At 62.0% G+C, this 25,288-nt stretch carries 23 protein-coding genes; 19 read left to right on the plus strand and 4 right to left on the minus strand.

What is annotated here, in order from left to right; genetic code table 11:
• Nucleotides 1–2 precede the first annotated feature (2 nt).
• Nucleotides 3–800: a type I methionyl aminopeptidase gene (gene map, locus AZSI13_RS05630; protein WP_109040204.1), complete on the minus strand. Its 798-nt coding sequence runs from the start codon at nucleotides 798–800 to the stop codon at nucleotides 3–5.
• Between the two features lie 382 nt (nucleotides 801–1,182).
• Here map and rpsB point away from each other — a divergent pair, with 382 nt between their 5' ends.
• From rpsB to AZSI13_RS05710, 16 genes are all read left to right on the plus strand, one after another.
• Complete coding sequence (gene rpsB, locus AZSI13_RS05635; RefSeq protein ID WP_109040205.1) at nucleotides 1,183–1,932, plus strand: 30S ribosomal protein S2; 750 nt, start codon at nucleotides 1,183–1,185, stop codon at nucleotides 1,930–1,932.
• A 104-nt stretch (nucleotides 1,933–2,036) separates the two neighbouring features.
• Nucleotides 2,037–2,933 carry a translation elongation factor Ts gene (gene tsf, locus AZSI13_RS05640; protein ID WP_109040206.1) on the plus strand — a complete coding sequence of 299 codons (897 nt, stop codon included), beginning with the start codon at nucleotides 2,037–2,039 and terminating at the stop codon, nucleotides 2,931–2,933.
• 23 nt (nucleotides 2,934–2,956) lie between these two features.
• Nucleotides 2,957–3,685, plus strand: coding sequence for a UMP kinase (gene pyrH / locus AZSI13_RS05645; RefSeq protein WP_109040324.1), 729 nt, complete (start codon nucleotides 2,957–2,959; stop codon nucleotides 3,683–3,685).
• Between the two features lie 12 nt (nucleotides 3,686–3,697).
• Entirely contained in the window at nucleotides 3,698–4,255 is a 558-nt protein-coding gene (gene frr, locus AZSI13_RS05650) for a ribosome recycling factor (RefSeq protein WP_109040207.1), read from the plus strand.
• 34 nt (nucleotides 4,256–4,289) lie between these two features.
• Nucleotides 4,290–5,066 carry a polyprenyl diphosphate synthase gene (uppS, locus tag AZSI13_RS05655; RefSeq protein ID WP_109040208.1) on the plus strand — a complete coding sequence of 259 codons (777 nt, stop codon included), beginning with the start codon at nucleotides 4,290–4,292 and terminating at the stop codon, nucleotides 5,064–5,066.
• Nucleotides 5,059–5,892 (plus strand): phosphatidate cytidylyltransferase, encoded by an 834-nt coding sequence (locus AZSI13_RS05660; protein WP_109040209.1) that lies wholly within the window; start codon nucleotides 5,059–5,061, stop codon nucleotides 5,890–5,892. Before uppS ends, AZSI13_RS05660 begins: the two co-directional genes overlap by 8 nt.
• A gap of 58 nt (nucleotides 5,893–5,950) precedes the next feature.
• Complete coding sequence (gene ispC, locus AZSI13_RS05665; RefSeq protein ID WP_109040210.1) at nucleotides 5,951–7,135, plus strand: 1-deoxy-D-xylulose-5-phosphate reductoisomerase; 1,185 nt, start codon at nucleotides 5,951–5,953, stop codon at nucleotides 7,133–7,135.
• Entirely contained in the window at nucleotides 7,132–8,511 is a 1,380-nt protein-coding gene (rseP, locus tag AZSI13_RS05670; RefSeq protein ID WP_109040211.1) for an RIP metalloprotease RseP, read from the plus strand. The genes ispC and rseP overlap by 4 nt, the downstream gene beginning before the upstream one ends.
• 2 nt (nucleotides 8,512–8,513) lie before the next feature.
• Entirely contained in the window at nucleotides 8,514–10,805 is a 2,292-nt protein-coding gene (bamA, locus tag AZSI13_RS05675; protein WP_109040212.1) for an outer membrane protein assembly factor BamA, read from the plus strand.
• A 54-nt stretch (nucleotides 10,806–10,859) separates the two neighbouring features.
• Nucleotides 10,860–11,342, plus strand: coding sequence for an OmpH family outer membrane protein (locus AZSI13_RS05680; protein ID WP_235609689.1), 483 nt, complete (start codon nucleotides 10,860–10,862; stop codon nucleotides 11,340–11,342).
• Nucleotides 11,343–11,361: 19 nt separating this feature from the next.
• Nucleotides 11,362–12,348 carry a UDP-3-O-(3-hydroxymyristoyl)glucosamine N-acyltransferase gene (lpxD, locus tag AZSI13_RS05685; RefSeq protein WP_109040214.1) on the plus strand — a complete coding sequence of 329 codons (987 nt, stop codon included), beginning with the start codon at nucleotides 11,362–11,364 and terminating at the stop codon, nucleotides 12,346–12,348.
• 5 nt (nucleotides 12,349–12,353) lie between these two features.
• A complete protein-coding gene (fabZ, locus tag AZSI13_RS05690) occupies nucleotides 12,354–12,791 on the plus strand; it encodes a 3-hydroxyacyl-ACP dehydratase FabZ (RefSeq protein WP_109040325.1) in 438 nt (145 codons plus the stop codon).
• A 4-nt stretch (nucleotides 12,792–12,795) separates the two neighbouring features.
• Nucleotides 12,796–13,566, plus strand: a complete 771-nt coding sequence (gene lpxA / locus AZSI13_RS05695) for an acyl-ACP--UDP-N-acetylglucosamine O-acyltransferase (RefSeq protein ID WP_109040215.1) — start codon at nucleotides 12,796–12,798, stop codon at nucleotides 13,564–13,566.
• Between the two features lie 4 nt (nucleotides 13,567–13,570).
• Complete coding sequence (gene lpxB / locus AZSI13_RS05700) at nucleotides 13,571–14,758, plus strand: lipid-A-disaccharide synthase (RefSeq protein ID WP_109040216.1); 1,188 nt, start codon at nucleotides 13,571–13,573, stop codon at nucleotides 14,756–14,758.
• Nucleotides 14,739–15,335 (plus strand): ribonuclease HII, encoded by a 597-nt coding sequence (rnhB, locus tag AZSI13_RS05705; RefSeq protein WP_109040217.1) that lies wholly within the window; start codon nucleotides 14,739–14,741, stop codon nucleotides 15,333–15,335. The genes lpxB and rnhB overlap by 20 nt, the downstream gene beginning before the upstream one ends.
• Nucleotides 15,336–15,369: 34 nt before the next feature.
• A complete protein-coding gene (locus AZSI13_RS05710) occupies nucleotides 15,370–16,146 on the plus strand; it encodes an RNA methyltransferase (RefSeq protein WP_109040218.1) in 777 nt (258 codons plus the stop codon).
• Between the two features lie 113 nt (nucleotides 16,147–16,259).
• On the opposite strand, the gene AZSI13_RS05715 is transcribed toward AZSI13_RS05710, so the two are convergent.
• The gene (locus AZSI13_RS05715) at nucleotides 16,260–17,102 is read right to left on the minus strand and encodes a pyruvate, water dikinase regulatory protein (RefSeq protein WP_109040219.1); all 843 of its coding nucleotides are present in this window, start codon (nucleotides 17,100–17,102) and stop codon (nucleotides 16,260–16,262) included.
• 87 nt (nucleotides 17,103–17,189) lie between these two features.
• Here AZSI13_RS05715 and ppsA point away from each other — a divergent pair, with 87 nt between their 5' ends.
• Nucleotides 17,190–19,565 carry a phosphoenolpyruvate synthase gene (gene ppsA / locus AZSI13_RS05720; RefSeq protein ID WP_109040220.1) on the plus strand — a complete coding sequence of 792 codons (2,376 nt, stop codon included), beginning with the start codon at nucleotides 17,190–17,192 and terminating at the stop codon, nucleotides 19,563–19,565.
• Nucleotides 19,566–19,768: 203 nt separating this feature from the next.
• Here the strand turns inward: ppsA and AZSI13_RS05725 are convergent, their stop codons facing one another.
• A complete protein-coding gene (locus AZSI13_RS05725; protein WP_109040221.1) occupies nucleotides 19,769–20,386 on the minus strand; it encodes a trimeric intracellular cation channel family protein in 618 nt (205 codons plus the stop codon).
• The gene (smpB, locus tag AZSI13_RS05730) at nucleotides 20,386–20,832 is read right to left on the minus strand and encodes an SsrA-binding protein SmpB (protein WP_109040222.1); all 447 of its coding nucleotides are present in this window, start codon (nucleotides 20,830–20,832) and stop codon (nucleotides 20,386–20,388) included. The genes AZSI13_RS05725 and smpB overlap by 1 nt, the downstream gene beginning before the upstream one ends.
• A gap of 294 nt (nucleotides 20,833–21,126) precedes the next feature.
• Here smpB and AZSI13_RS05735 point away from each other — a divergent pair, with 294 nt between their 5' ends.
• Together AZSI13_RS05735 and AZSI13_RS05740 are read left to right on the plus strand one after the other, a co-directional pair.
• The gene (locus AZSI13_RS05735) at nucleotides 21,127–23,163 is read left to right on the plus strand and encodes a methyl-accepting chemotaxis protein (protein ID WP_109040223.1); all 2,037 of its coding nucleotides are present in this window, start codon (nucleotides 21,127–21,129) and stop codon (nucleotides 23,161–23,163) included.
• A 132-nt stretch (nucleotides 23,164–23,295) separates the two neighbouring features.
• Nucleotides 23,296–25,218, plus strand: a complete 1,923-nt coding sequence (locus AZSI13_RS05740; RefSeq protein ID WP_109040224.1) for an ATP-binding cassette domain-containing protein — start codon at nucleotides 23,296–23,298, stop codon at nucleotides 25,216–25,218.
• Nucleotides 25,219–25,288: the final 70 nt, after the last annotated feature.

Genomic DNA, 25,288 nt, shown 5'->3' on the forward strand with positions numbered 1-25,288 from the left:
GCTCAGATCCAGTCGGGTTTGGGGCGGGTGCCGGCGGAGACGGTGAGGGCTTCGTAGCCCGTTTCAGTGACGAGAATGGTGTGTTCCCACTGGGCGGACAGGCTGCGGTCCTTGGTGACGATGGTCCAGCCGTCGCCCATTTCCCGAATGGCGGCCTTACCGGCGTTGATCATGGGTTCCACGGTGAAGATCATGCCGGGCTTGAGTTCAATGCCAGTGCCGGCCTTGCCGTAGTGCAGCACCTGGGGGTCTTCGTGGAACTTGCGGCCGATACCGTGACCGCAGAATTCGCGGACGACGGAGAAGCCGGCGTCCTCGGCATATTTCTGGATGGCGGCGCCGATGTCACCCAGGTGGGCGCCGGGCTTGATCTGGTTGATGCCGATCCACATGCAGTCGTGGGTGATTTCGCACAGTCGCTTGGCCAGGATGGAACCTTCGCCCACCACGAACATGCGGCTGGTGTCGCCATGAAAACCGTCCTTGATGACGGTGATGTCCAGATTGACGATGTCGCCGTTCTTCAGGGGCTTGTCGCCGGGGATGCCATGGCACACCTGATGGTTGATGGAGGTGCAGATGGACTTGGGATAGGGCGTGTAACCCGGGGGCGCGTAGTTCAGCGGGGCCGGAATGCAGCCTTGCACATTGACCATGTAGTCGTGGCAGATGCGATCCAGCTCGCCCGTGGTCACGCCGGGTTTGACGTGGGGAGTGACGTGGTCCAGGACTTCTGCCGCCAGGCGGCAGGCGATGCGCATTTTTTCGATTTCTTCGGCGGTTTTGATGACGACGCTCATTGTTTCTCTTTGCTAGACGCAGGGTGAAGGGCGAAGGATATAAGAAAAAGACGCCACAGGAAAAATACGCCGTAGAAGTAAACAACTCCGAAACAACTCCGGCGGCACCCCTTGGGCAATTTCCGCAGGCGATGGTTCGCCTTGAGAAAAGGCGGGGGAAATGCTAAAATCCTGCGGCTTTTTCGGCTTCGGGCTTTCCCGAGTCGGAGAAACCGCCGGTTTGGCTTTTGGGTCAGGCCGGCATGTCATGGAATCGGGTGGTCCGGTTCCGGGCAAATCACTCACATCCGCCTCTATCTAGGGTGCCCGCTTTGCGGGTGGCAGTAGTGGCTTTAAAAGCTGTAATGCGGCGGATGGCGGTTCAACCCTTGAGGAGTTTTCAATGTCCGCAACGATGCGTCAAATGCTGGAAGCCGGTGTCCACTTCGGTCACCAAACCCGTTTCTGGAACCCGAAGATGGCTCAGTACATTTTCGGCGCCCGCAACAAGATTCACATCGTCAACCTGGAAAAGACCCTGGCCAAGTACAACGAAGCCATGGCTTTCGTGAAGAAGCTGGCCGCCAACAAGGGCACCATCATGTTCGTCGGCACCAAGCGCCAGGCTCGCGAGATCATCGCCGAAGAAGCCCAGCGCGCCGGCACCTCCTATGTTGACCAGCGCTGGCTGGGCGGCATGCTGACCAACTTCAAGACCGTCAAGCAGTCCATCAAGCGCCTGCAAGACATGGAACAGTCCATCGAGGACGGCTCCATTGAGCGCCTGGGTAAGAAAGAAGCCCTGATGCAGAAGCGCGAACTGGAAAAGCTGCAGAAGTCCATCGGCGGCATCAAGAACATGGCCGGCCTGCCCGACGCCCTGTTCGTGGTGGACGTGGGTTACCACAAGATCGCCATCACCGAAGCCAACAAGCTGGGCATCCCCGTGATCGCCGTGGTTGATACCAACCATTCCCCCGAAGGCGTGGATTACGTGATCCCCGGTAACGACGACTCCTCCCGCGCCATCCGCCTGTACGCCCGCGGCGTGGCCGATGCCATCCTGGAAGGTCGCAGCATGTCCCTGCAGGAAATCGTGGCCGCCACCGGCGGTGACGACGAGTTCGTTGAAGTGGAAGAAGCTGCCGAGTAATCGGTCCCTTCCGACGCCGCTCCCGAGCGGCGTTTCTGATTCGTTTATGACAATCCGGAAGGGCGCCTGCGTGGCGCCCTTCCAGTAGCAACCGGAGAAAAAATATGGCGGCAATTACCGCAAGCATGGTGGCTGAACTGCGCGCAAAGACCGATGCGCCGATGATGGAGTGCAAGAAGGCCCTGACCGAAGCCGATGGCGACATGGGCAAGGCCGAAGAAATCCTGCGCGTCAAGCTGGGCAACAAGGCCACCAAGGCCGCTGCCCGCGTGACCGCCGAAGGCGTGGTCGGCATCTACATTTCCGCCGACGCCAAGCTGGGCGCCATCGTCGAAGTGAACTGCGAAACCGACTTCGTGGCCAAGAACGACGACTTCCTGGAACTGGTGAAGAACGCTGCCGAGCTGGTGGCCACCAAGAACCCGGCCGACGTGGAAGCCCTGTCCGCCCTGGAAGTGGGTGGTCAGACCCTGGAATCCATCCGCGCCGCCCTGGTCGGCAAGATCGGTGAAAACATGTCCTTCCGCCGCTTCGTGCGCGTGGAAGCCCAAGGCAAGCTGGCCTCCTACATCCACGGCGGCGCCAAGATCGGCGTGCTGCTGGATCTGGTGGGTGGCGACGAACAGCTGGCCAAGGACATCGCCATGCACATCGCCGCTTCCAAGCCCAAGGCTCTGGACGCCTCCGGCGTGTCCCAGGACCTGATCGACACCGAGCGCCGCGTTGCCATCGAGAAGGCCCGTGCCGACAACAAGCCCGAAGCCATGCTGGAAAAGATCGCTGATGGCACCGTGCAGAAGTTCCTGAAGGAAGTGACCCTGCTGGCCCAGGTCTTCGTCAAGGCTGAAGACGGCAAGCAGACCATCGAACAGCTGCTGAAGGCCAAGAGCGCTTCCGTGGCCGCTTTCACCCTGTTCATCGTGGGCGAAGGCATTGAGAAGAAGGTCACCGACTTCGCTGCCGAAGTGGCTGCCCAGGCTGCCGCTGCTGCCCAGAAGTAATATTGTTTTAAAAAAGGATGTCCATGCCCGATACCACGCCCCAGCCGGCTTACAAGCGTATTCTCCTCAAACTCAGCGGTGAGGCCCTGATGGGTTCTGATGCTTACGGCATCAACCGCCAGACGATCTCCGAGATCGTTTCCGAGATCAAGGAAGTGGCCGAACTGGGTGTGGAAATCGGCGTGGTCATCGGCGGCGGCAACATTTTCCGGGGTGTTGCACCGGCCGCCACTGGCATGGATCGGGCTACCGCCGACTACATGGGCATGCTGGCCACGGTCATGAATGGCCTGGCTCTGCAGGATGCCATGCGTATGGCCGGCCTGAACAGCCGGGTTCAGTCCGCTCTGGATATTGAGCAAGTGGTGGAGCCCTATATCCGGGGCAAGGCCATCCGTTATCTGGAGCAGGGCCGGATCGTTATTTTCGCCGCCGGTACCGGCAATCCCTTCTTCACCACCGATACTGCCGCCGCGCTGCGCGGCGCCGAAATCGGCGCCCAGATCGTGCTCAAGGCGACCAAGGTGGACGGCATCTATACCGCCGACCCGAAGAAGGACCCGACCGCAACCCGTTACGACAAGATCAGTTTCGACGAGGCCATCGCCCGCAATCTGGCGGTCATGGATGCCACCGCATTCGCCTTGTGCCGCGACCAGAAACTGCCGATCAACGTGTTTTCCATCTTCAAGCGCGGCGCCCTGAAGCGTGTGGTGCTGGGTGAAGCCGAAGGCACGCTGGTCTACTGCTGAGGGGAATAGGCAATGATTTCCGAAATCAAGAAAAACACCGAAAGCAAGATGCAGAAATCCATCGAGGCGTTGAAGAACGACCTCGCCAAGGTACGTACCGGCCGCGCCCACACGGGCCTGCTGGACCACGTGCAGGTGGATTACTACGGCAGCATGGTGCCGATCAGCCAGGTGGCTAACATCACCCTGGTGGATGCCCGTACCATCGGCGTACAGCCCTGGGAAAAGGGCATGGGTGCCAAGGTTGAGAAGGCTATTCGCGATTCCGACCTGGGCCTCAATCCGGCCGCCCAAGGCGACCTGATCCGCGTGCCGATGCCCCCCCTGACCGAAGAGCGCCGCCGCGACCTAACCAAGGTGGTCAAGGGTGAAGGTGAAAACGCCAAGGTGGCCGTGCGCAATCTGCGGCGTGATGCCAATAGCGCCCTCAAGGATGCCGTCAAGGCCAAGGAAATCTCCGAAGACGACGAGCGTCGTACCCAGGATGATGTCCAGAAGCTGACCGATAAATACATTGCCGAAGTGGACAAGCTCGTCGCCCAGAAGGAAAGCGAGCTGATGGCGGTCTGACCGCCTTCAGCCCCCTTCCGGGAGACTTCACCGGATGTCCATTTTCAAAAGCTCCACCCGGGAAATTCCCCGGGCGGCAGCGGTGCCCCGGCACATTGCCATCATCATGGATGGCAATGGCCGGTGGGCCAAAAAACGTTTCCTGCCCCGTTTCGCCGGCCATAGCAAAGGGGTGGAGTCCGTCCGTGACATGGTGCGCGCCTGCCTCGAAAAGGGAGTCGCCTATCTGACCCTGTTTGCTTTCAGTTCCGAAAATTGGCGCCGTCCCCAGGACGAAGTGAGTTTGCTCATGCAGCTTTTCGTCAAGGCGCTAGAGCAGGAAGTGGAACGTCTGCATAGCAACGGCGTGCGCCTGCGCATCATCGGCGACCTTTCCCGCTTCGATCCGGCCCTGCAGCAGCTTATCCGCCAGGGTGAGGAACGTACTGCCGGCAACGACCGCCTGACCCTGACTATTGCCGCCAATTACGGTGGTCGCTGGGATATCCTCCAGGCAGCCAACCGTCTGGCGGCGGAGCAGCCGGAAAAGGCGGGAGCCTGGGAGGAGGCGGACCTGGAACCTTATCTTTCCATGGCCTACGCCCCAGAGCCTGACCTTTTCATCCGCACCGGCGGTGAAGAGCGGATCAGTAATTTCCTGCTCTGGCAGCTGGCCTATTCCGAGTTTTACTTCACCGAAACGCTCTGGCCGGAATTCGGCCAGGCCGCCCTGGAGGCTGCCATTACCTCTTACCAGAAGCGGGAACGGCGTTTTGGTCGGACCAGCGAACAACTGGAATCAGAACTCAAGGGAAATCAGCCCCATGCTTAAGGCTCGGGTCATCACCGCCATTTTCCTTCTCATCGGCTTTCTCGGCGCCCTGTGGGGGCTTTCCACCACGGGCTGGACCCTGCTGGCCACTGCGGTGGCCATGCTGGCAGCCTGGGAGTGGGGTGGCCTGATGGGCCTGGGGCGTCTGCCCCGAGTGGCTCTGGGCTTGCTGATGGGAGTGCCTTGCACCGTTATCATGCTGTGGTCACCTGAATCCCTGGGGCTGGGCGGCATCCTGGATAAGGCGGCTGCCCGTTCGCTGGCACTGGTGCTACTGCTTCCGGCCGCGGCTTTCTGGATTTTCTTGGTGCCGTTGTGGCTGAGCCGCCGCTGGCCCCTGACCGATTTCGTGGCCGGCCTGCTGACAGGTGCCGTGGTGCTGCTGCCGACATGGCTGGCTTTGGTGCTGTTGCGCCATCTTGGTCCGGAAGTCCTCCTGGCCATCATGGCTTTGGTCTGGATTGCCGATATTGCCGCCTACTTTACCGGGCGGGCCTTCGGGCGGCGCAAGTTGGCACCCCAGATCAGTCCCGGGAAGACCTGGGAGGGGGCCTACGGGGCTACCGCCGGAGTGCTGGTCTACGGGCTGGCTATGTATGGCCTGTTCGCTCCGTCGAACGGGGTATCCCCGCTGTTGCTGGTTCCCGTCTTGCTGCTGCTGACAGCCGTCAGCATCATCGGTGACCTGTTCGAGTCCTTGCTTAAGCGCCAGGCCGGCATCAAGGACAGCAGCCAGCTTTTGCCCGGTCATGGCGGCATTCTCGACCGCATCGATAGCCTCACTTCCACCTTGCCGCTGGTCACGCTGTTCTGGCTGCTGAGCTGATTCAGCCTGGCGCCAGCTGCTTTCTTGCGCTGCCTTTCCTTCCCCCGCCGGATCTTTCATGCAACTCCAGCAACTCACGGTTTTAGGCTCTACCGGTTCCATCGGCGTCAGCACCCTTGATGTGGTGCGCCGCCACCCGGAGCGCTACAGGGTGCGCGCACTGTGCGCCCATCGCCAGGTAATGCGCCTGGCGGAGCAGTGCCGTGAATTTCGTCCCGATTTTGCCGTGGTGGGGAGTGCCGAGTCTGCGTCGCTTCTGGCGCAGGAATTGACCGGGATGCCGATTGAAATCCTGCACGGCCCCGAGGCGCTGTGCAGGATGGCCAGCCTGCCCGAAGTGGATGCAGTAATGGCGGCCATTGTCGGTGCAGCCGGTCTGGCGCCGACGCTAGCTGCTGTACACAGCGGCAAGAAAGTACTGCTGGCAAACAAGGAAGCCCTGGTTATGGCTGGCCCGGTATTCATGGCGGCAGTGGCCCGTCATGGTGCTACCTTACTGCCAATAGATAGCGAACATAATGCGATTTTTCAATCACTTCCGATTAATTTCTCAAGTGATTTATCGAAAAATGGCGTACGCCGCATTCTGCTGACCGCCTCTGGCGGCCCCTTCCGCAATGCAACGGCCGAGAGTCTGGAGTCGGTGACTCCGGATCAGGCTTGCGCCCACCCCAACTGGGTGATGGGGCGGAAGATTTCCGTCGATTCCGCCTCCATGATGAACAAAGGGCTGGAGGTGATCGAAGCCCACTATCTGTTCAATGTGGCGGCGGATCGCATCCAGGTGGTGATCCATCCCCAGAGTGTCATCCATTCCCTGGTGGAGTATGTGGATGGTTCGGTGCTGGCTGAACTCGGCAACCCGGACATGCGGACGCCCATCGCCCATGCCCTGGCGTTCCCGGAGCGGATCGAATCAGGTGTCGGCCCGCTGGACCTGTTCCAGGTGGCTCGTCTGGATTTTCAGGCACCGGACCTGCAACGCTTTCCCTGCCTCTCCCTGGCGTATCGGGCGTTGGCGGAGGAGGGCAGTGCGCCGGCCCTGCTCAATGCGGCCAATGAAGTGGCTGTGGAGGCTTTCCTTGCCGGGCAGGTCGGCTTTACCGCTATTCCCCGCATCATTGAAGCGACCCTGAACGCCATTCCGGCAACCCCTGTCGCCAGCCTGGAGGCCGTGATGGAGGCTGACCGGCAGGCTCGTGAGAAGGCTCGGGCGCTACTGGCCCGAGAGGTTGCTCGGTGAGCAATTTCCTCTTTTATCTCGCGGCTTTCGCCCTGATCCTCGGGGTGCTCATCATCGTCCATGAGTTCGGCCACTACAGCGTGGCCCGCTGGTGCGGTGTAAAGGTGCTGCGCTTCTCCGTCGGGTTCGGTCGCCCCCTGTTTGCTCTGCGCTTGGGGCGTGATGGTACCGAATGGGCCCTTGGGGCCTTTCCTCTGGGCGGCTACGTGAAAATGCTGGACGAGCGGGAGGGGGAGGTGGCTGCGCATGAGCGGCATCGGGCCTTCAATACTCAGCCGGTGCTGAAGCGCATGGCCATCGTCGCCGCAGGCCCTGGCGCCAACCTTCTGCTCGCCATTCTCGTCTATTGGCTGCTGTTCTTTAGCGGCATGGAAGAACTGCGGCCCATCCTCGGTACCCCGCCGGCAGCGACACCGGCTGCCGCCGCCGGCATTCATAACGGTGAAGTGGTGCGGAAGGTGGGCGCCACCGCGGTGGCGACTTGGCAGGATTTCCGCTGGGAGTTGCTGCAGCAGGGAATGGATGGCCAAGCGTCGGATCGTCAGGTCACCCTGGAGGTCATGGACGGGCAGCAGCAGATTTTCATGCGGCGACTGGATCTTTCTTCCCTCGCTGAGCAAGGCTTTGAAGGTGATCCCCTGGCCCACCTGGGGGTGATTTTCTTTCGCCCCCAGATTGCAGCAGTTCTGGGCACTATTGCGCCGGGTAGCGTTGCGGAAAGGGCGGGGCTGCAGTCGGGGGACCGCATTGTGGCGATTGACGGCGATGTCATCGAGCTGTGGCCCGAGGCGGTACAGAAGATTCGCTCCGCCGCCGGGCGTTTGCTGGCTCTGACCATTCAGCGTGGTGAGCAGCGTTTGTACCTGGAAGTTATTCCTGAAACCCATGAGGAACGGGGGCTGCGCATCGGCCGCATCGGGGTTGGCGTGCGGGATCCCGGGCCATCCCGGGAAGATGTCATGGTTACCGTACGTTATGGTGTAGGAGTGGCGCTGGCCAAGGCCGTGGCGGAAACCTGGGACAAGGCGTCTTTCTCCCTGGTAATGATGGGCAAGATGCTGACCGGCGAGGTTTCGTGGAAAAACCTCAGTGGCCCGGTCACCATTGCCGATTACGCCGGCCAGTCGGCACGCATGGGAAGCGACTATTACCTCAAGTTTCTGGCCTTGGTCAGTATCAGCCTGGGGGTGCTCAACCTGCTTCCCATCCCCGTGCTGGATGGTGGGCATTTGATGTATTATATGATTGAGATTATCAAGCGAGGCCCAGTCTCCGAGCGGGTTATGGAGATCGGCCAACAAATCGGGCTGGCGCTGCTGGTGTTGCTTATGGCGTTCGCCTTCTACAATGACATCAATCGATTGATTTCCGGCTGAATATGAAGAAAAACCTGTTGGCAGGGGTAATTGCGGCGCTTTTCGCTTCCGCAGCCCAGGCCTTCGACCCTTTTGTGGTCAAAGATATTCGCGTTGAAGGCATTCAGCGCACCGAGGCCGGCACCGTATTCAGCTACCTTCCCGTGCGGGTGGGCGATACCTTGAATGATGAAAAGGCGGCACAGGCGATCAAAGCCCTGTTTGCTACCGGTTTCTTCAAGGATGTGCGTATTGAAGTCGAAGCGGACGTGATGGTGCTGGTGCTCGAGGAGCGCCCGGCCATCTACCAGATCGATTTTGTCGGCCTCAAGGAATTCGACAAGGATCAGCTCAAAAAGGGGCTGAAGGATATCGGTCTGGCTGAATCCCGGATTTTCGACCGCGCCCTGCTCGACAAGGCCGAGCAGGAACTGAAGCGCCAATATCTTTCCCGTGGCCGCTATGCGGTGGAAGTGAAAACCACGGTGACGCCGCTCGAGCGTAACCGGGTCTCCATCAACTTCACCATCGACGAAGGTGAAGCTGCCAAGATCAAGCAGATCAACATCGTCGGCAACCAGGCCTTCAAGGAAAAGGAACTGCTGGAGCTGTTCCAGTTGCAGACGCCGGGCTGGCTGACCTGGTATACCAAAAACGACCAGTATTCCAAGCAAAAACTGACGGCTGACTTGGAAAGTCTCAAGTCCTACTACCAGAACCGCGGCTACCTGGAGTTTGGTATTGAATCAACCCAGGTGTCCATCAGTCCGGACAAGAAGGACATTTTCATCACCATCAGCGTCAATGAAGGGGAGCGCTTTATCGTTTCCTCCGTCAAGCTGGCGGGTGATCTGGTGGCTCCGGAAGAGGATTTGCGCAAGCTGGTGAAGGTCAAGCCGGGCGATATTTTCTCCCGTGAACGCCTCAATGAAACCCAGAAAGCCATCTCCGAGCGTCTCGGCAAGGAAGGCTATGCCTTTGCCAACGTGAACTCCGCGCCCGAAGTGGACAAGGAAAAGCGCCAGGTTGCCTTCACCATTTTCGTGGATCCGGGCAAGCGGGTTTATGTTCGCCGCATCAATATCGGCGGCAACAGTCGGACCCGGGACGAGGTGGTGCGCCAGGAAATGCGCCAGATGGAAGGCGGCTGGTACGACGCCGAGAAGATTCAGCTCTCCCGTCAGCGGGTGGACAAGCTGGGTTACTTCTCCGAAGTGACGGTGGAAACCCCGTCGGTGCCTGGTACCAGCGACCAGGTGGACGTCAATATGAACGTCACGGAAAAGCCCACTGGCAGCCTCATGCTGGGTGCCGGCTTCTCCAGTTCCGACGGCATCATCCTCTCCGGCTCCATCGCCCAGCAGAACCTATTCGGTAGCGGTAAATCCGTGGCCGTGGCCGTGAATACCGCCAAGTCCCGGGAAACCTACTCCTTCTCCTACACCAACCCCTATTTCACGGTGGATGGCATCAGTCAGGGCTTCGATATCTACAAGAAGACCTATGACCCCACTGGTACTTCCTACGCCAAGAGCTACAAGACCTCCTCCATTGGTGGCGGCCTGCGCTGGGGCGTACCCATTGCCGAAAAAGAAAGCATCAATTTCGGCGTGGCAGTGGACAAGACCGACATCGAGACCTTTGCCGACAGCCGTCGCATCTACAAGGATTTCATCAAGGAATTCGGTAATTCCAATACCTCCGGCACGGTCAATCTGGGCTGGGGCCGCGATGCCCGCGATAGCCTCATTTACCCCACCTCGGGTACCTATACCCGCGTTAACGGGGAAATGTCTCCGGTGGGCAGCCTGAAGTTCTATCGCATGAACTTCCAGCACCAGCGCTTCATTCCCTTTACCAAGGATCTGGTGCTGATGCTGAACGGTGAATTCGGCATGGGCAATGGCCTGGGTGGTAAACCCTTGCCCTTCTATCGCAGCTACTATGCCGGCGGCGTGACCTCGGTGCGTGGCTATGACGTTGCCAGCCTGGGCCCCCGTCAGAGTGACGAAGCCATCGGCGGTAACAAGCGGGTGGTCATGAATGCCGAATTGCTGTTCCCCATGCCGGGTTCCGGGATGGACAAATCCCTGCGTCTGGGTTGGTTCGTCGATGCGGGTCAGGTGTTCGGGCCGAAGGATGATTTCGGCCGCTACTCCAAGGTCAGCCTGGCTGATCTGCGTTACTCTACGGGCCTTGCCGTGGCGTGGACCTCGCCCATGGGCCCCCTCAAGTTCAGCATTGCCCAGCCCCTTAACGATAAGGAAGGGGACAAGACCCAACGGTTCCAATTCACCATGGGCACCACTTTTTAATCAGGAGAGACTGATTTGAAACACACTATCCTCAAAGTCGGCGCTGCCGCTGTCCTGTCTGCCTTTCTGGCTGTGCCGGCCTTTGCCAACGAAGCGAGCAAGATCGGTTATGTAAACACCCAACGCGTTTTCCGCGATGCTCCGGCCGCAGTCAAGGCCCAGAAGAAGCTGGATGCCGAGTTTTCCCGTCGTGACCAGGATCTTCAGTCCATGGCCAAGAAGCTCCAGTCCCTGCAGGAAAGCCTGGAAAAGAACGGCGTTACTCTTTCCGACAGCGATCGCCGCAACAAGGAGCGTGAGCTGAATGATCTGAATCGCGACTTCCAGCGTCGTCAGCGTGAATTCCGTGAAGACCTGAACCTGCGTCAAAACGAAGAAATGGCTGCCGTGCTGGAAAAGGCCAACAAGGCCATCAAGCAGATCGCCGAGAACGAGAAGTTCGACCTGATCCTGCAGGATGTGGTCTGGGTCAGCCCCAAGCTGGACATCACCGACAAGGTCATCAAGGCCCTGTCTGACGACAAGGCCGCCCGGTAAGGCGTTTCCCGGGGGATCCGTGGCCGGGGAGGGGGTTCGTCTCGACGCAATTGTCGCCCAGCTGGGAGGAACCTTGCTGGGCGATGGTGCCATTGGTGTGCACGGCGTCGGCACCCTGGCCGGGGCAGGGGAGGGACAGATCACCTTTCTTGCCAACCCCAAATATCGCAGTCAGCTGGCGGCAACCCGTGCGGCAGCGGTGATTCTCTCTCCTGCCATGCAGGAGGGATACGACGGGCCCCGTATCGTCGCAGACAATCCCTATGTCTACTACGCTCGGGTCGCCCAGCTGCTTTACCCTTCCCGGATTCCCGAGCAGCCCATCCATCCGACGGCCGTGATTGGCCGCGATGTACTGCTGGGGGAGGGGGTGGTCATCCATGCCGGTTGTGTCATCGGCGATGGCGCCAGCATCGGTGACGATTCGATACTGCATCCCAACGTAACGGTTTACGCCGGCTGCCGCATTGGCAAGCGGGCATTGATTCACGCCGGTGCCGTGATCGGCGCCGACGGCTTCGGCTTTGCCAAGGCCGGCGAAGCTTGGCTGAAAATTCCCCAGGTGGGCCGGGTGATCATTGGTGACGATGTGGAGATCGGCGCCAATACCACGATCGACCGAGGTGCCATCGAAGACACCGTGATCGGCGATGGGGTCAAGCTGGACAACCAGATCCAGGTGGGCCACAACGTCGTCATCGGTGATCACAGCGCCATGGCCGGGTGCGTCGGCATTGCCGGCAGCGCCCGCATCGGCCGGCGCTGTACCGTCGGCGGCGGCGCCATCATCCTCGGTCATCTGGAGCTGGCTGACGACGTGCATGTCTCGTCCGGTACCCTGGTCGCCAAGAGCCTAAAGCAACCCGGGCAGTACACCGGGGCCTTCCCCGTCGAACGCCACGACGGCTGGCTGAAGAATGCAGCCCATCTGCGCCACCTTTCGAAGCTGGCCGACCGGGTCCACGAACTTGAAAAAAAACTTAGTGAGCTGGAGAAAAAATCTTGACCAACATGGACATCCACCAAATTCTTGAATACCTGCCCCACCGCTACCCGATCCTGCTGGTGGACCGGGTGCTCGAGTGCGAGCCGGGCAAGAGCATCCATGCGATCAAGAACGTAACCATCAATGAACCGTTCTTCAACGGTCACTTCCCCCATCATCCCGTCATGCCTGGCGTGCTGATCCTGGAAGCCCTGGCCCAGGCTGCCGCCATCCTGTCGTTCAAGACCATGGGCTCCAAGCCTGACGACAAGTCCGTGTATTACTTTGCCGGCATTGACGGTGCCCGCTTCAAGAAGCCGGTCAGCCCCGGCGACCAGCTCAACCTGCACGTCGAGATCATCGCCAGCAAGCGCGGTATCTGGAAGTTCAAGGCCGAAGCCCGGGTGGATGGCCTGCTGGCCACCGAGGCTGAACTGATGTGCACCGTCCGCTCCATCGAGTAAGCCCATGATCCATCAGACGGCCATCGTCCATCCCGGCGCCCGCCTCGGAGAGAACGTCTCCGTCGGCCCCTATTCCATCGTCGGCGAGCATGTGCAGATCGGTGACAACACCGAGATCGGTCCCCATGTGGTGATCGAGGGGCATACCTCCATCGGGCGGGACAACCGGATTTTCCAGTTCTCCTCCCTCGGCGCCGTCCCCCAGGACAAGAAGTACGCCAACGAGCCGACCCGGCTGGAAATCGGCGACCGCAACATCATCCGCGAGTTTTGCACCTTCAACCTGGGCACCATCCAGGATGGCGGCATCACCCGCCTGGGTAACGACAACTGGATCATGGCTTATGTGCACCTGGCCCACGACTGCCAGGTGGGCGATCACACCATTTTCGCCAACAATGCCCAGCTGGCCGGGCATTGCCATGTTGGCGATTACGCCATTCTTGGCGGCTTCACCGTGGTGCACCAGTTTGTACGTATCGGTGCCCATTCCATGACCGGCATGGGCACTATCCTCTTCCAGGACCTGCCGCCCTACGTTACGGCCGCGGGCAACACCGCCTCGCCCTATGGCATCAACAGCGAGGGGCTGAAGCGTCGCGGTTTCTCCTCCGAAGCCCTGATGGCGCTGAAGCGTGCCTACCGGGCCATCTACAAGTCTGGCCTGACCCTGGAAGAAGCCAAGGCCAAGCTGGAGGCCGATGTGGCCAAGCATCCCGAATACCAGCTGCTGCTCGATTTCCTCGCCGTGTCCAAGCGCGGCATCGTGCGGTGAGGCCATGGCCGGTAACGGAATCCGCATCGCCATGGTGGCGGGGGAAGCCTCGGGCGACCTCCTGGCCAGCCATCTGATCAAAGCGCTCAAACAGCATCTGCCGGACGCTACTTTCTATGGTATCGGCGGCCCCAAGATGGCCGCCCAGGGCTTTGATGCCTGGTGGCCCCTGGAAAAGCTGGCCGTGCGTGGCTATGTCGAAGTACTCAAGCATTACCGGGAAATCACCGGCATCCGGCGGCAACTGAAGAAACGCCTGCTGGAGGAAAAGCCCGATGTCTTCATCGGTGTGGATGCCCCTGATTTCAACCTGGACCTGGAACGGGCTCTGAAGAACAAGGGTGTCCCGGCCATCCACTACGTCAGTCCTTCCATCTGGGCCTGGCGCGGTAAGCGTATTCACAAGATCGCCCGCTCCGTCTCCCGTATGCTGTGCCTGTTCCCCTTCGAACCGGCCTTGTATGAAGCCAAGGGCGTGCCGGTGGACTACGTGGGCCACCCGGTGGCCGACATGGCGCCCCTGGAAGTGGATCGCAAGGCCGCCCGGGAAAAGCTCAATCTGCCCGTGGATGCGCCGATTTTCGCCTTTCTGCCCGGCAGTCGTCAGTCCGAGCTGGAATACATGGCGGATACCTTCATCGAGACGGCCAAGCGCCTCCATGCCCGGCTGCCCCGGGCCATTTTCCTGGTGCCCCTGGCCACCCGGGAAACCCGGCTGCTCTTTGAAACCGCCATGTATCGCCATCAGGCCCTGGATTTGCCTTTCAACCTGCTCTTTGGCCACTCCCATGACGCCATGGCGGCGGCCGACACGGTGCTGGTGGCCAGCGGTACCGCCACCCTCGAAGCGGCTTTGCTGAAGCGCCCCATGGCCATTGCCTACCGCATGGCGCCGTTTTCCTGGCGGCTGATGAAGCGCATGAAGTACCAGCCCTGGGTCGGGTTGCCAAACATCCTGGCGGGCCAGTTCGTGGTGCCGGAATTCCTGCAGGAAGATGCCACGCCGGACAACCTGGCCCAGGCCCTGCTCAATCTGCAGACAGACAAGGTGCTGCGCCAGCGCATCGAGGAGGAGTTCCTCCGCATCCACCTGCTGCTGCGGCAGAACACCGCCGAAAAGGCGGCAGCGGCGATTCTCTCCGTGCTGGGCCGGCGGCCCCTTGTTGCCCGCGATGTCCCTGCAGCTGTTTGACGAGGCCGTGTGCGGCATCGACGAAGCCGGCCGTGGTCCCCTGGCCGGTTCCGTCGTGGCGGCGGCCGTCATTCTCGATCCGGCCCGGCCCATTGCCGGGCTCAACGATTCCAAGAAGCTGACCGCGGCGCGCCGCGAGGCCCTGGCCCTGGAAATCCGCGAGAAGGCCCTGGCCTGGTGTGTGGCCGAAGCCTCGGTGGCGGAAATCGACCAGCTCAACATCCTCCACGCCACCATGCTGGCCATGCAGCGGGCGGTGGCAGGGCTGGCCGTGGTGCCGCTACGGGCCCTGGTGGATGGCAATCGTTGCCCCAAGCTGGCGGTGCCGGTGGAGGCCGTGGTCAAGGGGGATGGCAAGGTGGCCTGCATCGCTGCTGCCTCCATCCTCGCCAAGACGGATCGGGACCACGCCATGCTGGCGCTGCATCAGCAATACCCCGATTACGGTTTTGACCGCCACATGGGCTATCCCACCGCCGACCATCTGGAGCGCCTGCGCTGCCATGGCCCGACGCCGGTGCATCGCCGCTCCTTCGGGCCGGTCAAGGCCCTGCTGGCCCAGGCCAGCCTGTTCTGAGCCTATCTGAGTCTGATCCAGGCCTTCTCCGACCATGCGTGAAATCCAGTCCGCCGACAATCCGGCCTACCGCCAGTTGCGTCGCCTCTGCCAATCCGGCCGGGAGCGCCGCAAGACCGGTCTTTCGGTGCTTGACGGCATGCACCTGATCACCGCCTACGAAGAGCGTTTCCAGCGGGTGCGGGAGCTTTTTGTCAGCGCCGGCAGCCAGCACAAGGATGAAATCGCCGCCTGTCTGGCCAGCCATGGTGGCATCAAGCAGACCCTGCTGCCCGATCGCCTCTTCGAAGAGCTGGGGCTGGTGGATTCCCCCACTGGCATCGTTGCCCTCATCGACACGCCGGTGCCCGGGGCTGGCCCGGACTTTCAGGCTGATGCGGTGCTGCTGGACGGCGTGCAGGACCCGGGCAATCTCGGCTCCATCCTGCGCAGTGCGGCAGCAGCCGGCTTTCGCCAGGTGCTGTTGAGCCCGGATTGCGCCCAGGCCTGGTCGCCCAAGGTGCTGCGGGCGGGGCAGGGCGCCCATTTTCAGACCACGCTCCACGAAAGTCAGGACCTGTGCGCCTTCCTTGCCCGCTATGCCGGCCAGGCCGCCGTGACGGTGCTGGGGGCCTCCCGGTCCCTGTTTGACGGGAATTTTGCCGGCCCCACCGCCTGGGTCTTCGGTTCCGAAGGGCAGGGCGTTCGGCCTGAGGTTCAGGCCGCGGCGGGCCTGCATCTGGCCATTCCCATGCCAGGGGGCAGCGAATCCCTCAACGTGGCTGCTGCCGCTGCGATCTGCCTGTTCGAGACGGTGCGCCAACGGCGCTGAGTTGCCGGCCCGGAGGGTATGCCCTGAGATGCAGCAGGGGCGCCGTTCTTCCGCGATAGGCTGCGGAGAAGGGCGCCCCTGTTGCGTTGTGGCGCAGGTAGCTTGGACGGCGCTTAGAAGCTGAGTCGTTCCAGCTTCACTTCCTGCATGATGGTGGTGGAAATTTCCTCGATGGACTTGGTGGATGAATCGAGCCAGCGGATGCCGTGGCCGCGCATCATCTTTTCCGCTTCCTTCACTTCGTAGCGGCAGTTTTCCAGAGAGGCGTACTTGCTGTTGGGGCGCCGTTCGCTGCGGATCTGGTTGAGCCGTTCCGGCTGGATGGTCAGGCCGAAGAGCTTGTCCTGGTGCTTGATGAGGCTGTCCGGCAGCTTCATGCGCTCGAAGTCTTCGGGAATCAGAGGGAAATTGGCGGCCTTCACGCCGAACTGCATGGCCAGGTAGAGGCTGGTGGGGGTCTTGCCGCAGCGGGAAACGCCCACCAGGATCACGTCGGCCTGCTCTAGCCCCTGGTTGGTCACCCCGTCGTCGTGGGAGAGGGTGTAGTTGATGGCCTCGATGCGCTGCTTGTAGTCGTTGGTATCGATGGAACCGTGGGTGCGGCCGATGGTGTGGGTGGATTTCACCCCCAGCTCCGCTTCCAGGGGCACGATGAAGGTTTCGAAGAAGTTCAGGCAGAGCGTGTCCGCATTGCTGATGATGCGGTTCAGCTCCCGATCCACCAGGGTGGAGAAAACGATGGGGCGGGCGCCGTCCTGCCGGGTAGCTTCCTGCAGGCGATCCAGGCATTCCCAGGCCTTTTCCGGGGTGTTGACGAAGGGAATGCGCACCTGCTTGAGCCGCACGCCCTCGAATTGGGTGAGCAGGCTGTGGCCCAGGGTCTCGGCGGTGATGCCGGTCCCGTCGGAGATGAAGAAAATGGTTCGGGCGGGCAGCGGGGGTGCAGCTTGGGTCATGGATTTCCCTAATCGGCGGGTCAAGTGTTGTGGAAGGCGCTAAAATATCGGTTTCCCGACTTTGAAACAATCTTCAGGAAGGACTTCATGAGCGATTATGTGATCGGTTTCGACCAACTGCGCATGACCGATGTGGATCGTGTTGGCGGCAAGAACGCCTCCCTCGGCGAAATGATCAGCCAGCTGGCCAATACCGGTGTGCGGGTTCCCGGCGGTTTTGCCACCACGGCCCATGCCTATCGGGAGTTTCTTGCCCATGAAGGCCTGGCCGCCCGCATCGAGGCAGAACTCTCCACGCTGGATGTGGATAACGTCAATGCCCTGCTGGCTGCTGGCGCCAAGATCCGCCAGTGGATCATCGATACCCCGTTCCCGGCCCAGCTGCAGAACGAGATCAAGGCCCACTACGACGCCCTGATCGCCGATTCCACCGCCGACGCCTCCTTCGCCGTGCGCTCCTCCGCCACTGCCGAGGATCTGCCCGACGCCTCCTTCGCCGGCCAGCAGGAAACCTTCCTCAACATCCACGGCTTCGACAACATCCTTCACGCCATGAAGGAAGTGTTCGCCTCCCTGTACAACGACCGGGCCATTTCCTACCGGGTGCACAAGGGCTTCACCCACGCCGAAGTGGCATTGTCTGCCGGCGTACAGCGCATGGTGCGTTCCGACAAGGGCGCTGCCGGTGTGTTGTTCACCCTGGATACCGAATCCGGCTTCCGCGATGCCGTCTTCGTCACCGCCTCCTACGGCCTCGGCGAGACCGTGGTGCAGGGCGCCGTGAACCCGGACGAGTTCTACGTGCACAAGCCCATGCTGGCCGCCGGCAAGAAGGCCGTGATCCGCCGCAACCTGGGTTCCAAGCTGATCAAGATGACCTTCTCCGCCGAGAAGGTCGCCGGCAAGTCCACCATCACCGAGGACGTGGCCGAGGCCGACCGTCACCGTTTCGCCATCACCGATGCCGAAGTGGAGGAACTGGCCCGCTACGCCATGATCATCGAGAAGCACTACCAGCGCCCCATGGACATCGAGTGGGGCAAGGATGGTGTGGATGGCAAGCTGTACATCCTGCAGGCCCGCCCCGAGACCGTGAAGTCCCAGGAAAGCCACGGCCGCCTGGAGAAGTTCAAGCTCAAGTCCTTCTCCAAGGTGCTGGCCTCCGGCCGTGCCATCGGCCAGAAGATCGGCGTCGGCCCGGTGCGCGTGGTGCGCGATCCCTCCGAGATGGACCAGGTCAAGCCCGGTGATGTACTGGTGGCCGACATGACCGATCCCAACTGGGAGCCGGTGATGAAGCGGGCTTCCGCCATCGTCACCAACCGCGGTGGCCGTACCTGCCACGCCGCCATCATTGCCCGCGAACTGGGCATTCCCGCCATCGTCGGTTGCGGTGACGCTACCGAAACCCTGGGCGAAGGCGAAGTGGTCACGGTCTCCTGCACCGAAGGCGACACCGGCCACGTCTATCGCGGCAAGCTGGATTACGAAGTGATCTCCCGCGATCTGGGCACCATGCCCGAGATTCAGACCAAGATCATGATGAACGTGGGTAACCCGGAGCTGGCCTTCGAGTTCTCCCAGCTGCCCAACGCCGGCGTTGGCCTGGCCCGGGTTGAATTCGTCATCAACAACGTCATCGGCATCCACCCCAAGGCCATCCTGGAAATCGATCGCCTGCCCGCTTCCAAGCGGGAAGAGATTCAGCGTCGCGCCCGGGGTTACGCCAATCCGGTGGAATTCTTCGTCGAGAAGCTGGCCGAAGGCGTCTCCACCATTGCCGCCGCTTTCTGGCCCAAGCCCGTCATCGTGCGTCTCTCCGACTTCAAGTCCAACGAGTACCGCAAGCTGCTGGGTGGCGATCTCTACGAACCCGAGGAAGAAAACCCCATGCTGGGCTTCCGCGGTGCTTCCCGCTACATCGCCAGTACCTTCCGCGACTGTTTTGCCCTGGAATGCCGTGCCATGAAGAAGGTCCGGGAAGAAATGGGCCTGACCAACGTGGAACTGATGGTGCCCTTCGTGCGCACCGTCGATGAAGGTAAGGGCGTGGTCAGCCTGCTGGCCGAGCACGGCCTGAAGCAAGGCGAGAACAATCTCAAGCTGATCATGATGTGCGAGATTCCCTCCAACGCCCTGCTGGCCGACCAGTTCCTGGAAGTGTTCGACGGCTTCTCCATCGGCTCCAACGACCTGACCCAGCTGACCCTGGGCCTGGACCGGGATTCCGGCCTGGTGGCTTCCCTCTTCGACGAGCGGGACCCGGCGGTGAAGACCCTGCTGGCCATGGCCATCGCCTCCGCCAACAAGAAGGGCAAGTACGTCGGTATCTGCGGCCAGGGCCCCTCCGACCATCCCGATCTGGCTGAGTGGTTGATGGATCAGGGCATTTCCTCCATCTCCCTCAACCCGGATACGGTGGTGGATACCTGGACCCGCCTGGGCGCCCACAAGGCCGGCTAAACCTGGACTCAAGCTCCAGCCAAAAGGCGCCGCAATTGCGGCGCCTTTTTTATTGCCGTAATGCATCTGGATGCTATTGGGAGATGCGGAACCGCTCGCAGTTACCCATCATGGCCATGGGCCTGAGAGGCAGGCGGCAAGCGGCAGAGGGCGGGCAGGCTACGGAGAATGGCGTCCTTCCTGCCTCTCCGGGAGGGGACTGCTCAGCGCGGCTTGAAGGTGGGAACAGAAATCTTGAAGACGATGGCGGCCCAGCGCAGGCCGAAAATCAAGCCAGCGGCCAGCCAGGCTGACCAGACGGGGGAAACGCCGAACTCCTGCAGGCCGATGAGCAGCAGGCAGCCGGCCAGGGCGGCCGAGGCGTAGAGTTCTCCCGGCAGGAAGATGAGCGGCACCTGGTTGCAGAAGATGTCCCGCACCACGCCGCCGAAGACGCCGGTGATGACCCCCATGAGGCTGGCCACCAGCCAGGGGGCATGCCAGTGCAGGGCCGCCTGGGTGCCAAGGACGGCGAAGAGGGCCAGGCCCAGGGCATCAGGGTAGAGGAAGAGGCGGGGCGACACAGGATGCCGGCGCACCAGGAAGAAAGTCAGCAGGCCAGTGCCGAAAGCGGCCAGCAGATAGGTCTGGTCCACCACCCAGAAGACATTGCGGTCCAGCAGCACATCCCGCACCGTGCCGCCGCCGAGCCCGGTGGCCACGGCGACCATGACCGCACCCACCAGATCCATGCCCTTGCGTTCGGCTTCAAAAACGCCCGTGGCGGCGCTCACTGCCACGGCCACCAGGCCGACCCAGTAAAGCAGATCGGCCAGGGCCATCAGGCCTTCACCCGCAGGAGGCGCTGCTTTTCCCGGTCCCAGTCCCGCTGCTTTTCGGTTTCCCGCTTGTCGTGCTGCTTCTTGCCCTTGGCCAGGCCGATCTCGGCCTTGATGCGGCCCCGGGTGTAGTGCAGGTCGATGGGCACCAGGGCATAGCCGGCCCGCTCCACCTTGCCGATGAGCTTGTCGATCTGCTCCCGGTGCAGCAGCAGCTTGCGGGTGCGGGTCGGCTCCGGGGTGACGTGGGTGGAAGCGGTGGGTAGGGCCGTCAGATGCATTCCCAGCAGCCAGATTTCGCCACGCTTGATGACGACGTAGGCTTCCTTGAGATTAACCCGGCCGGCACGGATGGCCTTGACCTCCCACCCTTCGAGGGCGAGGCCAGCCTCGACCTTCTCCTCGATGAAGTAGTCGTGAAAGGCTTTCTTGTTGTTGGTGATGCTCATCGGGCCGGGCTTTCCGCTAAAAGTCCGCCATTTTAATGGTCTGGCGGGGATAAAGCCATGGCGGTGAATGGGTCGGGTGAAGCATCCCGGGGAAGTCGAACCATGGTTTGGAGTGATTGTACGTAGATGGCCGTACAGCGGGTGAATTCATGGCTTTGATCCTGCCGAAGCCCTGGGTTGGTGGGTGGTGGCTGCGGTATGATCCCGGTATTAGATTGGCAACATTCGTAAAACCTCCGTCATCAGCCAGCCCCGGTCTTGCCGGGCAGCCATTTCAAAGAAGAGGATAACCCCATGCCCCAAGCCTACCAGCGGCAGCCCATTGCCCGACAGATCATCATGGCGGCCGCCGCCCTGCTCATCGCCATATTTTCGGTGATGACCTACCTGGCCACCTCCATGGCCGCCAAGTCCTCCATCCAGCTGGCCGAGAGCGACCTCAAGGAACAGATGCACATCCTCGGCGATGTGCTGGACAGCATGTTCGAGGGCGTATTGGCCCGGGGTGAGCGGCAAGCCGGCTTCTTCAAGCGCCAGTTGCCCGGGGAGGTGACCCTGGGCCAGGGCATGGTGGCCTCTGGCGGTGTGGAGCTGCCGGTGATCCGGGTCGGCAATGAAGTTTTCAACAACAACCATCGCCTGCTGCAGAATTTTCAGGATTTGACGGGTGAAGATGCCGCCGTCCTGGTGATCCACGATGGCAAGCTGTACCGGGCTGCCACCCTGCTGAAGAAGGATGGTGCCTACATGGATGGCGTGCCCCTGGGTGCCGACGACCCGGTGAGCAAGGCCATCCTCCAGGGCAAGGACTACGCCGGCTTGGTGATTCGCAACGGCGCTTATTTCTTCAGCACCGTAAAGGCCCTGAAGACGCCGGAAGGTAAGGTCTTCGGCGGCCTTTCCGTGCGCATCAAGCTGGATACGGAACTGGCCCGCACCCGGGAGCTGTTTTCCAATATCAAGGTGGCGAAGACCGGCTATGTCTATATCGCCCGGCCAACCCAGGACGAGAAGACTGTCGCCGAATTTGTCGTCCACCCCACCCTGCAGGGCAAGACCCTGGAAGGCGCCGCTGCGGAAGCCCGGGACAGCCTGACCAAGGTGGTCAAGGGGCCTGATGGCCTGCTGCGCTACAGCGTTGCCGATGAAACCGGTCGGCTGCGGGAAAAACTCGGCGTCGCAGCAACTTCAGAGCGCTGGGGCTGGCGTCTGGTGGGGGCGGCCTGGCTTGATGAATTTCTTGAGGAAAGCTTGAAGCTGCGCGATTTTCTCATCATTGCCAGTGCCATTTCCGCCTTGCTCTCCTGCGCTGTCATCTTTTTCCTGGTGCGCCAGCGCCTGGGGCCCCTGGCTGATTTCATGCGCCAGATGGACCGCCTGGGCAGCGGCGACCTGACCATCAGCGTGGCTGAGGCCGATGCTCGCAGCGACAACGAAATCCATCGGCTGGGGCATTCCCTCAATGTCACCGCGGCCAGCGTGCGCAGCCTGGTGGGTGAGATTTCTACTGCTGCCAGCCGGGTTGGCCAGGCTGCTGCGGAAGTGGAAAGTGCTTCCCGCAACGCCATGGAGGCCGCCGAGCAGCAGTCCCAGTCGGCCTCCGGCATGGCGGCTTCAGTGGAGCAGATGTCCGTCAGCATTTCCCATGTCGCCTCCAGTGCCGGCGATGCGGCCCACATCGGCGAAGAGGCTGCTGAATCCGCCCATCTGGGGCGCCGCATCGTCCAGGAAAACGAGCAGGAAATGGAGCGCATTGCTGGGGATATCGGCCGCTCCGCCGAGGTGATCGAAAGCCTGGGCCAGCGTTCCCAGCAGATTTCCGGCATCGTCGGCGTGATCAAGGAAATCGCCGACCAGACCAATCTGCTGGCCCTCAACGCCGCCATCGAGGCGGCCCGGGCCGGTGAACAGGGCCGGGGCTTCGCCGTGGTGGCGGATGAAGTGCGCAAGCTGGCGGAGCGCACCAGCCAGTCCACCCAGGAAATCGCCAACACCATTTCGGCCATCACCAGCGAAACCCAGAGCGCCGTGTTGGGCATGCAGGTGGTCAGCCAGCAGGTGGAAGCCGGCGTGGTCCGGGCCCGGGAAGCCGGCCAGGCCCTGGAAGTGATCGATACCAACACCAGCCGTTCGGTCTCCACGGTGCGGGATATTGCCGACAGTACCCGGGAGCAGAGCGTGGTAAGCCAGGAAATCGCCCGCATGGTGGAGCAGATCGCCCAGATGGCGGAGGAGGGGAGCGCCTCTTCCACCCAGAACACGGCCTCGGCCCAGAACCTGCAACTGCTTTCCAACGAGCTTCAGCTGGCCTTGCAGCGCTTCAAGGTCTGAACTCCTGCCCCGGGTCCTGGCGCCCCGGCATGACTCTGAACCCCGGCTCCGGCCGGGGTTTTCCTTTCCGTGGCGTCATGGAGCTGGCGGCAAGGCTACAATAGCGGCCTTCCTCTTATCCCCCGTCCGCCCGTGCCCTATCTGCAACTCAAATCCGCCTGCCTGGCCTTCGGCCACGTGCCCCTCCTGGACCACGCCGATTTCCAGCTGGACCCCGGCGAACGGGTGGCCCTGATCGGTCGCAACGGCTGCGGCAAATCCTCCCTGCTCAAGGCCCTGGCCGGCCAGGGCGGGCTGGACGATGGCGAGGTCTGGCGCCAGCCCGGCGCGCGCATCGGCTACGTACCCCAGGAGCCGCCCTTCGACCCGGAACAGAGCGTCTTTCAGGCCGTGGTGGGGGGCATGGGGGATACCTCGGTGCTGCTGGCCGAGTACCACGAGGTTTCCCATCGCCTGGCAGAAGAGGGGGCCGACCACGAGCCCCTGCTGGCCCGCCTGCACCAGTTGCAGACCGACCTGGAAGCCCGGGGTGCCTGGGCCGTCAATGCCCAGGCCGAAGCCGCCATCCAGCGCTTTTCCCTGGACCCGGAGGCCCGGGTGGGCGGCCTTTCCGGCGGCCAGAAGAAGCGCCTGGCCCTGGCCCAGGCCCTGGCCGTGGCGCCGGAAGTGCTGCTGCTGGACGAACCCACCAACCACCTGGACGTGGGGGCCATCGCCTGGCTGGAAAATCTGCTCGTTGAAGCCAACGTCACCCTGCTCTTCATCACTCACGACCGGGCCTTCCTCAACCGCCTGGCCACCCGCATCGTCGAGTTGGACCGGGGCCAGCTGGTGAGTTTTCCCGGCAACTTCGCCACCTACCAGGAGCGCAAGGAGCGCATGCTGGCCGACGAGGCAGTGGTCAATGCCAAGTTCGACAAGTTTCTGGCCCAGGAAGAAGTGTGGATCCGCAAGGGCGTGGAAGCCCGGCGCACCCGCAACGAAGGCCGGGTGCTGCGCCTGGAGCAGTTGCGGCGGGATCGGGCGGCCCGGCGGGATCGCCAGGGCAAGGTCGAACTGAACCTGGATGCCGGCGAAAAGAGCGGCAAGCTGGTGGCCGAGCTGGTGCATGTCACCAAACGCTACGGCGACCGCACCATCGTGCGGGATTTCTCCACCCGCCTCATGCGCGGCGACAAGATCGGCCTGATCGGCCCCAACGGTGCTGGTAAGACCACCCTGCTGCGCCTCATTCTGGGCGAACTGCAGCCCGACGAGGGCACGGTGCGCCAGGGCACCAAGGTGGAAGTGGCCTATTTCGACCAGTTCCGCAGCCAGTTGGACGAGGAAGCCGCCCTGGCCGACGTCATTTCCCCGGGCTCCGACTACGTGGAAATCGGCAACGAGAAAAAGCACGTCATCAGCTACCTGGGCGACTTCCTTTTCGCGCCACAGCGGGCCCGTTCGCCGGTGAAGTCCCTCTCCGGCGGCGAGCGCAACCGCCTGCTGCTGGCCCGGCTCTTCGCCCGTCCGGCCAATGTGCTGGTGCTGGACGAACCCACCAACGACCTGGATATCGAAACCCTGGAGCTGCTCGAACAGCTGCTGCAGGACTACCCGGGCACCCTGTTCCTGGTCAGCCACGACCGGGCTTTCCTCGATAACGTGGTAACCCAGACCATCGCCGCCGAAGGCGACGGCGTGTGGCACGAGTACGCCGGTGGCTACAGCGACTGGGCGGCCTACCAGCAGAAGCGCCAGGCCGCCGAAGCAGAAGCCGCCAAGGCCCAGGCCCGGGAAGAAAAAGCTGCGGCGCCGAAGGAAGAGAAGGGCGCCAAGGCCAAGCCGGTCAAGCTTTCCTACAAGGAAACCAAGGAACTGGAAGCCCTGCCGGACCGCATTGCCGGACTGGAGGCGGAGCAGGCCGGCATCAGCCAGCGTCTGGAAGACCCGGGCCTGTACCAGCGCGACCCCCAGGAAGCCCAGCGCCTTTCCGCCCGTCTGGGCGAGATCGACGAGGAGCTGCTGGCGCTGCTCGAACGCTGGGAAGCGCTGGAAGGCAAAACCGCCGCCTGACCCCGCCTGCGGGGCGGCCCCGCCGGATGCCGCCCCCGGCCCTGTGATAAACTCCGAAACCTTTCCAGCA

This window comes from Azospira sp. I13 (assembly GCF_003112695.1).
In the GTDB taxonomy this organism is placed as follows: Bacteria; Pseudomonadota; Gammaproteobacteria; order Burkholderiales; family Rhodocyclaceae; genus Azospira.

Bases quoted from the DNA above. Each gene is read 5' to 3' on its own strand.
- frr (WP_109040207.1), top strand. From the start codon at position 3,698: ATGATTTCCGAAATCAAGAAAAACACCGAAAGCAAGATGCAGAAATCC.
- ppsA (WP_109040220.1), top strand. From the start codon at position 17,190: ATGAGCGATTATGTGATCGGTTTCGACCAACTGCGCATGACCGATGTG.
- rpsB (WP_109040205.1), top strand. From the start codon at position 1,183: ATGTCCGCAACGATGCGTCAAATGCTGGAAGCCGGTGTCCACTTCGGT.
- AZSI13_RS05710 (WP_109040218.1), top strand. From the start codon at position 15,370: ATGCGTGAAATCCAGTCCGCCGACAATCCGGCCTACCGCCAGTTGCGT.
- uppS (WP_109040208.1), top strand. From the start codon at position 4,290: ATGTCCATTTTCAAAAGCTCCACCCGGGAAATTCCCCGGGCGGCAGCG.
- bamA (WP_109040212.1), top strand. From the start codon at position 8,514: ATGAAGAAAAACCTGTTGGCAGGGGTAATTGCGGCGCTTTTCGCTTCC.
- lpxB (WP_109040216.1), top strand. From the start codon at position 13,571: ATGGCCGGTAACGGAATCCGCATCGCCATGGTGGCGGGGGAAGCCTCG.
- ispC (WP_109040210.1), top strand. From the start codon at position 5,951: ATGCAACTCCAGCAACTCACGGTTTTAGGCTCTACCGGTTCCATCGGC.
- smpB (WP_109040222.1), bottom strand. From the start codon at position 20,832: ATGAGCATCACCAACAACAAGAAAGCCTTTCACGACTACTTCATCGAG.
- rnhB (WP_109040217.1), top strand. From the start codon at position 14,739: ATGTCCCTGCAGCTGTTTGACGAGGCCGTGTGCGGCATCGACGAAGCC.
- lpxA (WP_109040215.1), top strand. From the start codon at position 12,796: ATGATCCATCAGACGGCCATCGTCCATCCCGGCGCCCGCCTCGGAGAG.
- map (WP_109040204.1), bottom strand. From the start codon at position 800: ATGAGCGTCGTCATCAAAACCGCCGAAGAAATCGAAAAAATGCGCATC.
- AZSI13_RS05725 (WP_109040221.1), bottom strand. From the start codon at position 20,386: ATGGCCCTGGCCGATCTGCTTTACTGGGTCGGCCTGGTGGCCGTGGCA.
- pyrH (WP_109040324.1), top strand. From the start codon at position 2,957: ATGCCCGATACCACGCCCCAGCCGGCTTACAAGCGTATTCTCCTCAAA.
- tsf (WP_109040206.1), top strand. From the start codon at position 2,037: ATGGCGGCAATTACCGCAAGCATGGTGGCTGAACTGCGCGCAAAGACC.
- fabZ (WP_109040325.1), top strand. From the start codon at position 12,354: ATGGACATCCACCAAATTCTTGAATACCTGCCCCACCGCTACCCGATC.
- AZSI13_RS05735 (WP_109040223.1), top strand. From the start codon at position 21,127: ATGCCCCAAGCCTACCAGCGGCAGCCCATTGCCCGACAGATCATCATG.
- AZSI13_RS05715 (WP_109040219.1), bottom strand. From the start codon at position 17,102: ATGACCCAAGCTGCACCCCCGCTGCCCGCCCGAACCATTTTCTTCATC.
- AZSI13_RS05660 (WP_109040209.1), top strand. From the start codon at position 5,059: ATGCTTAAGGCTCGGGTCATCACCGCCATTTTCCTTCTCATCGGCTTT.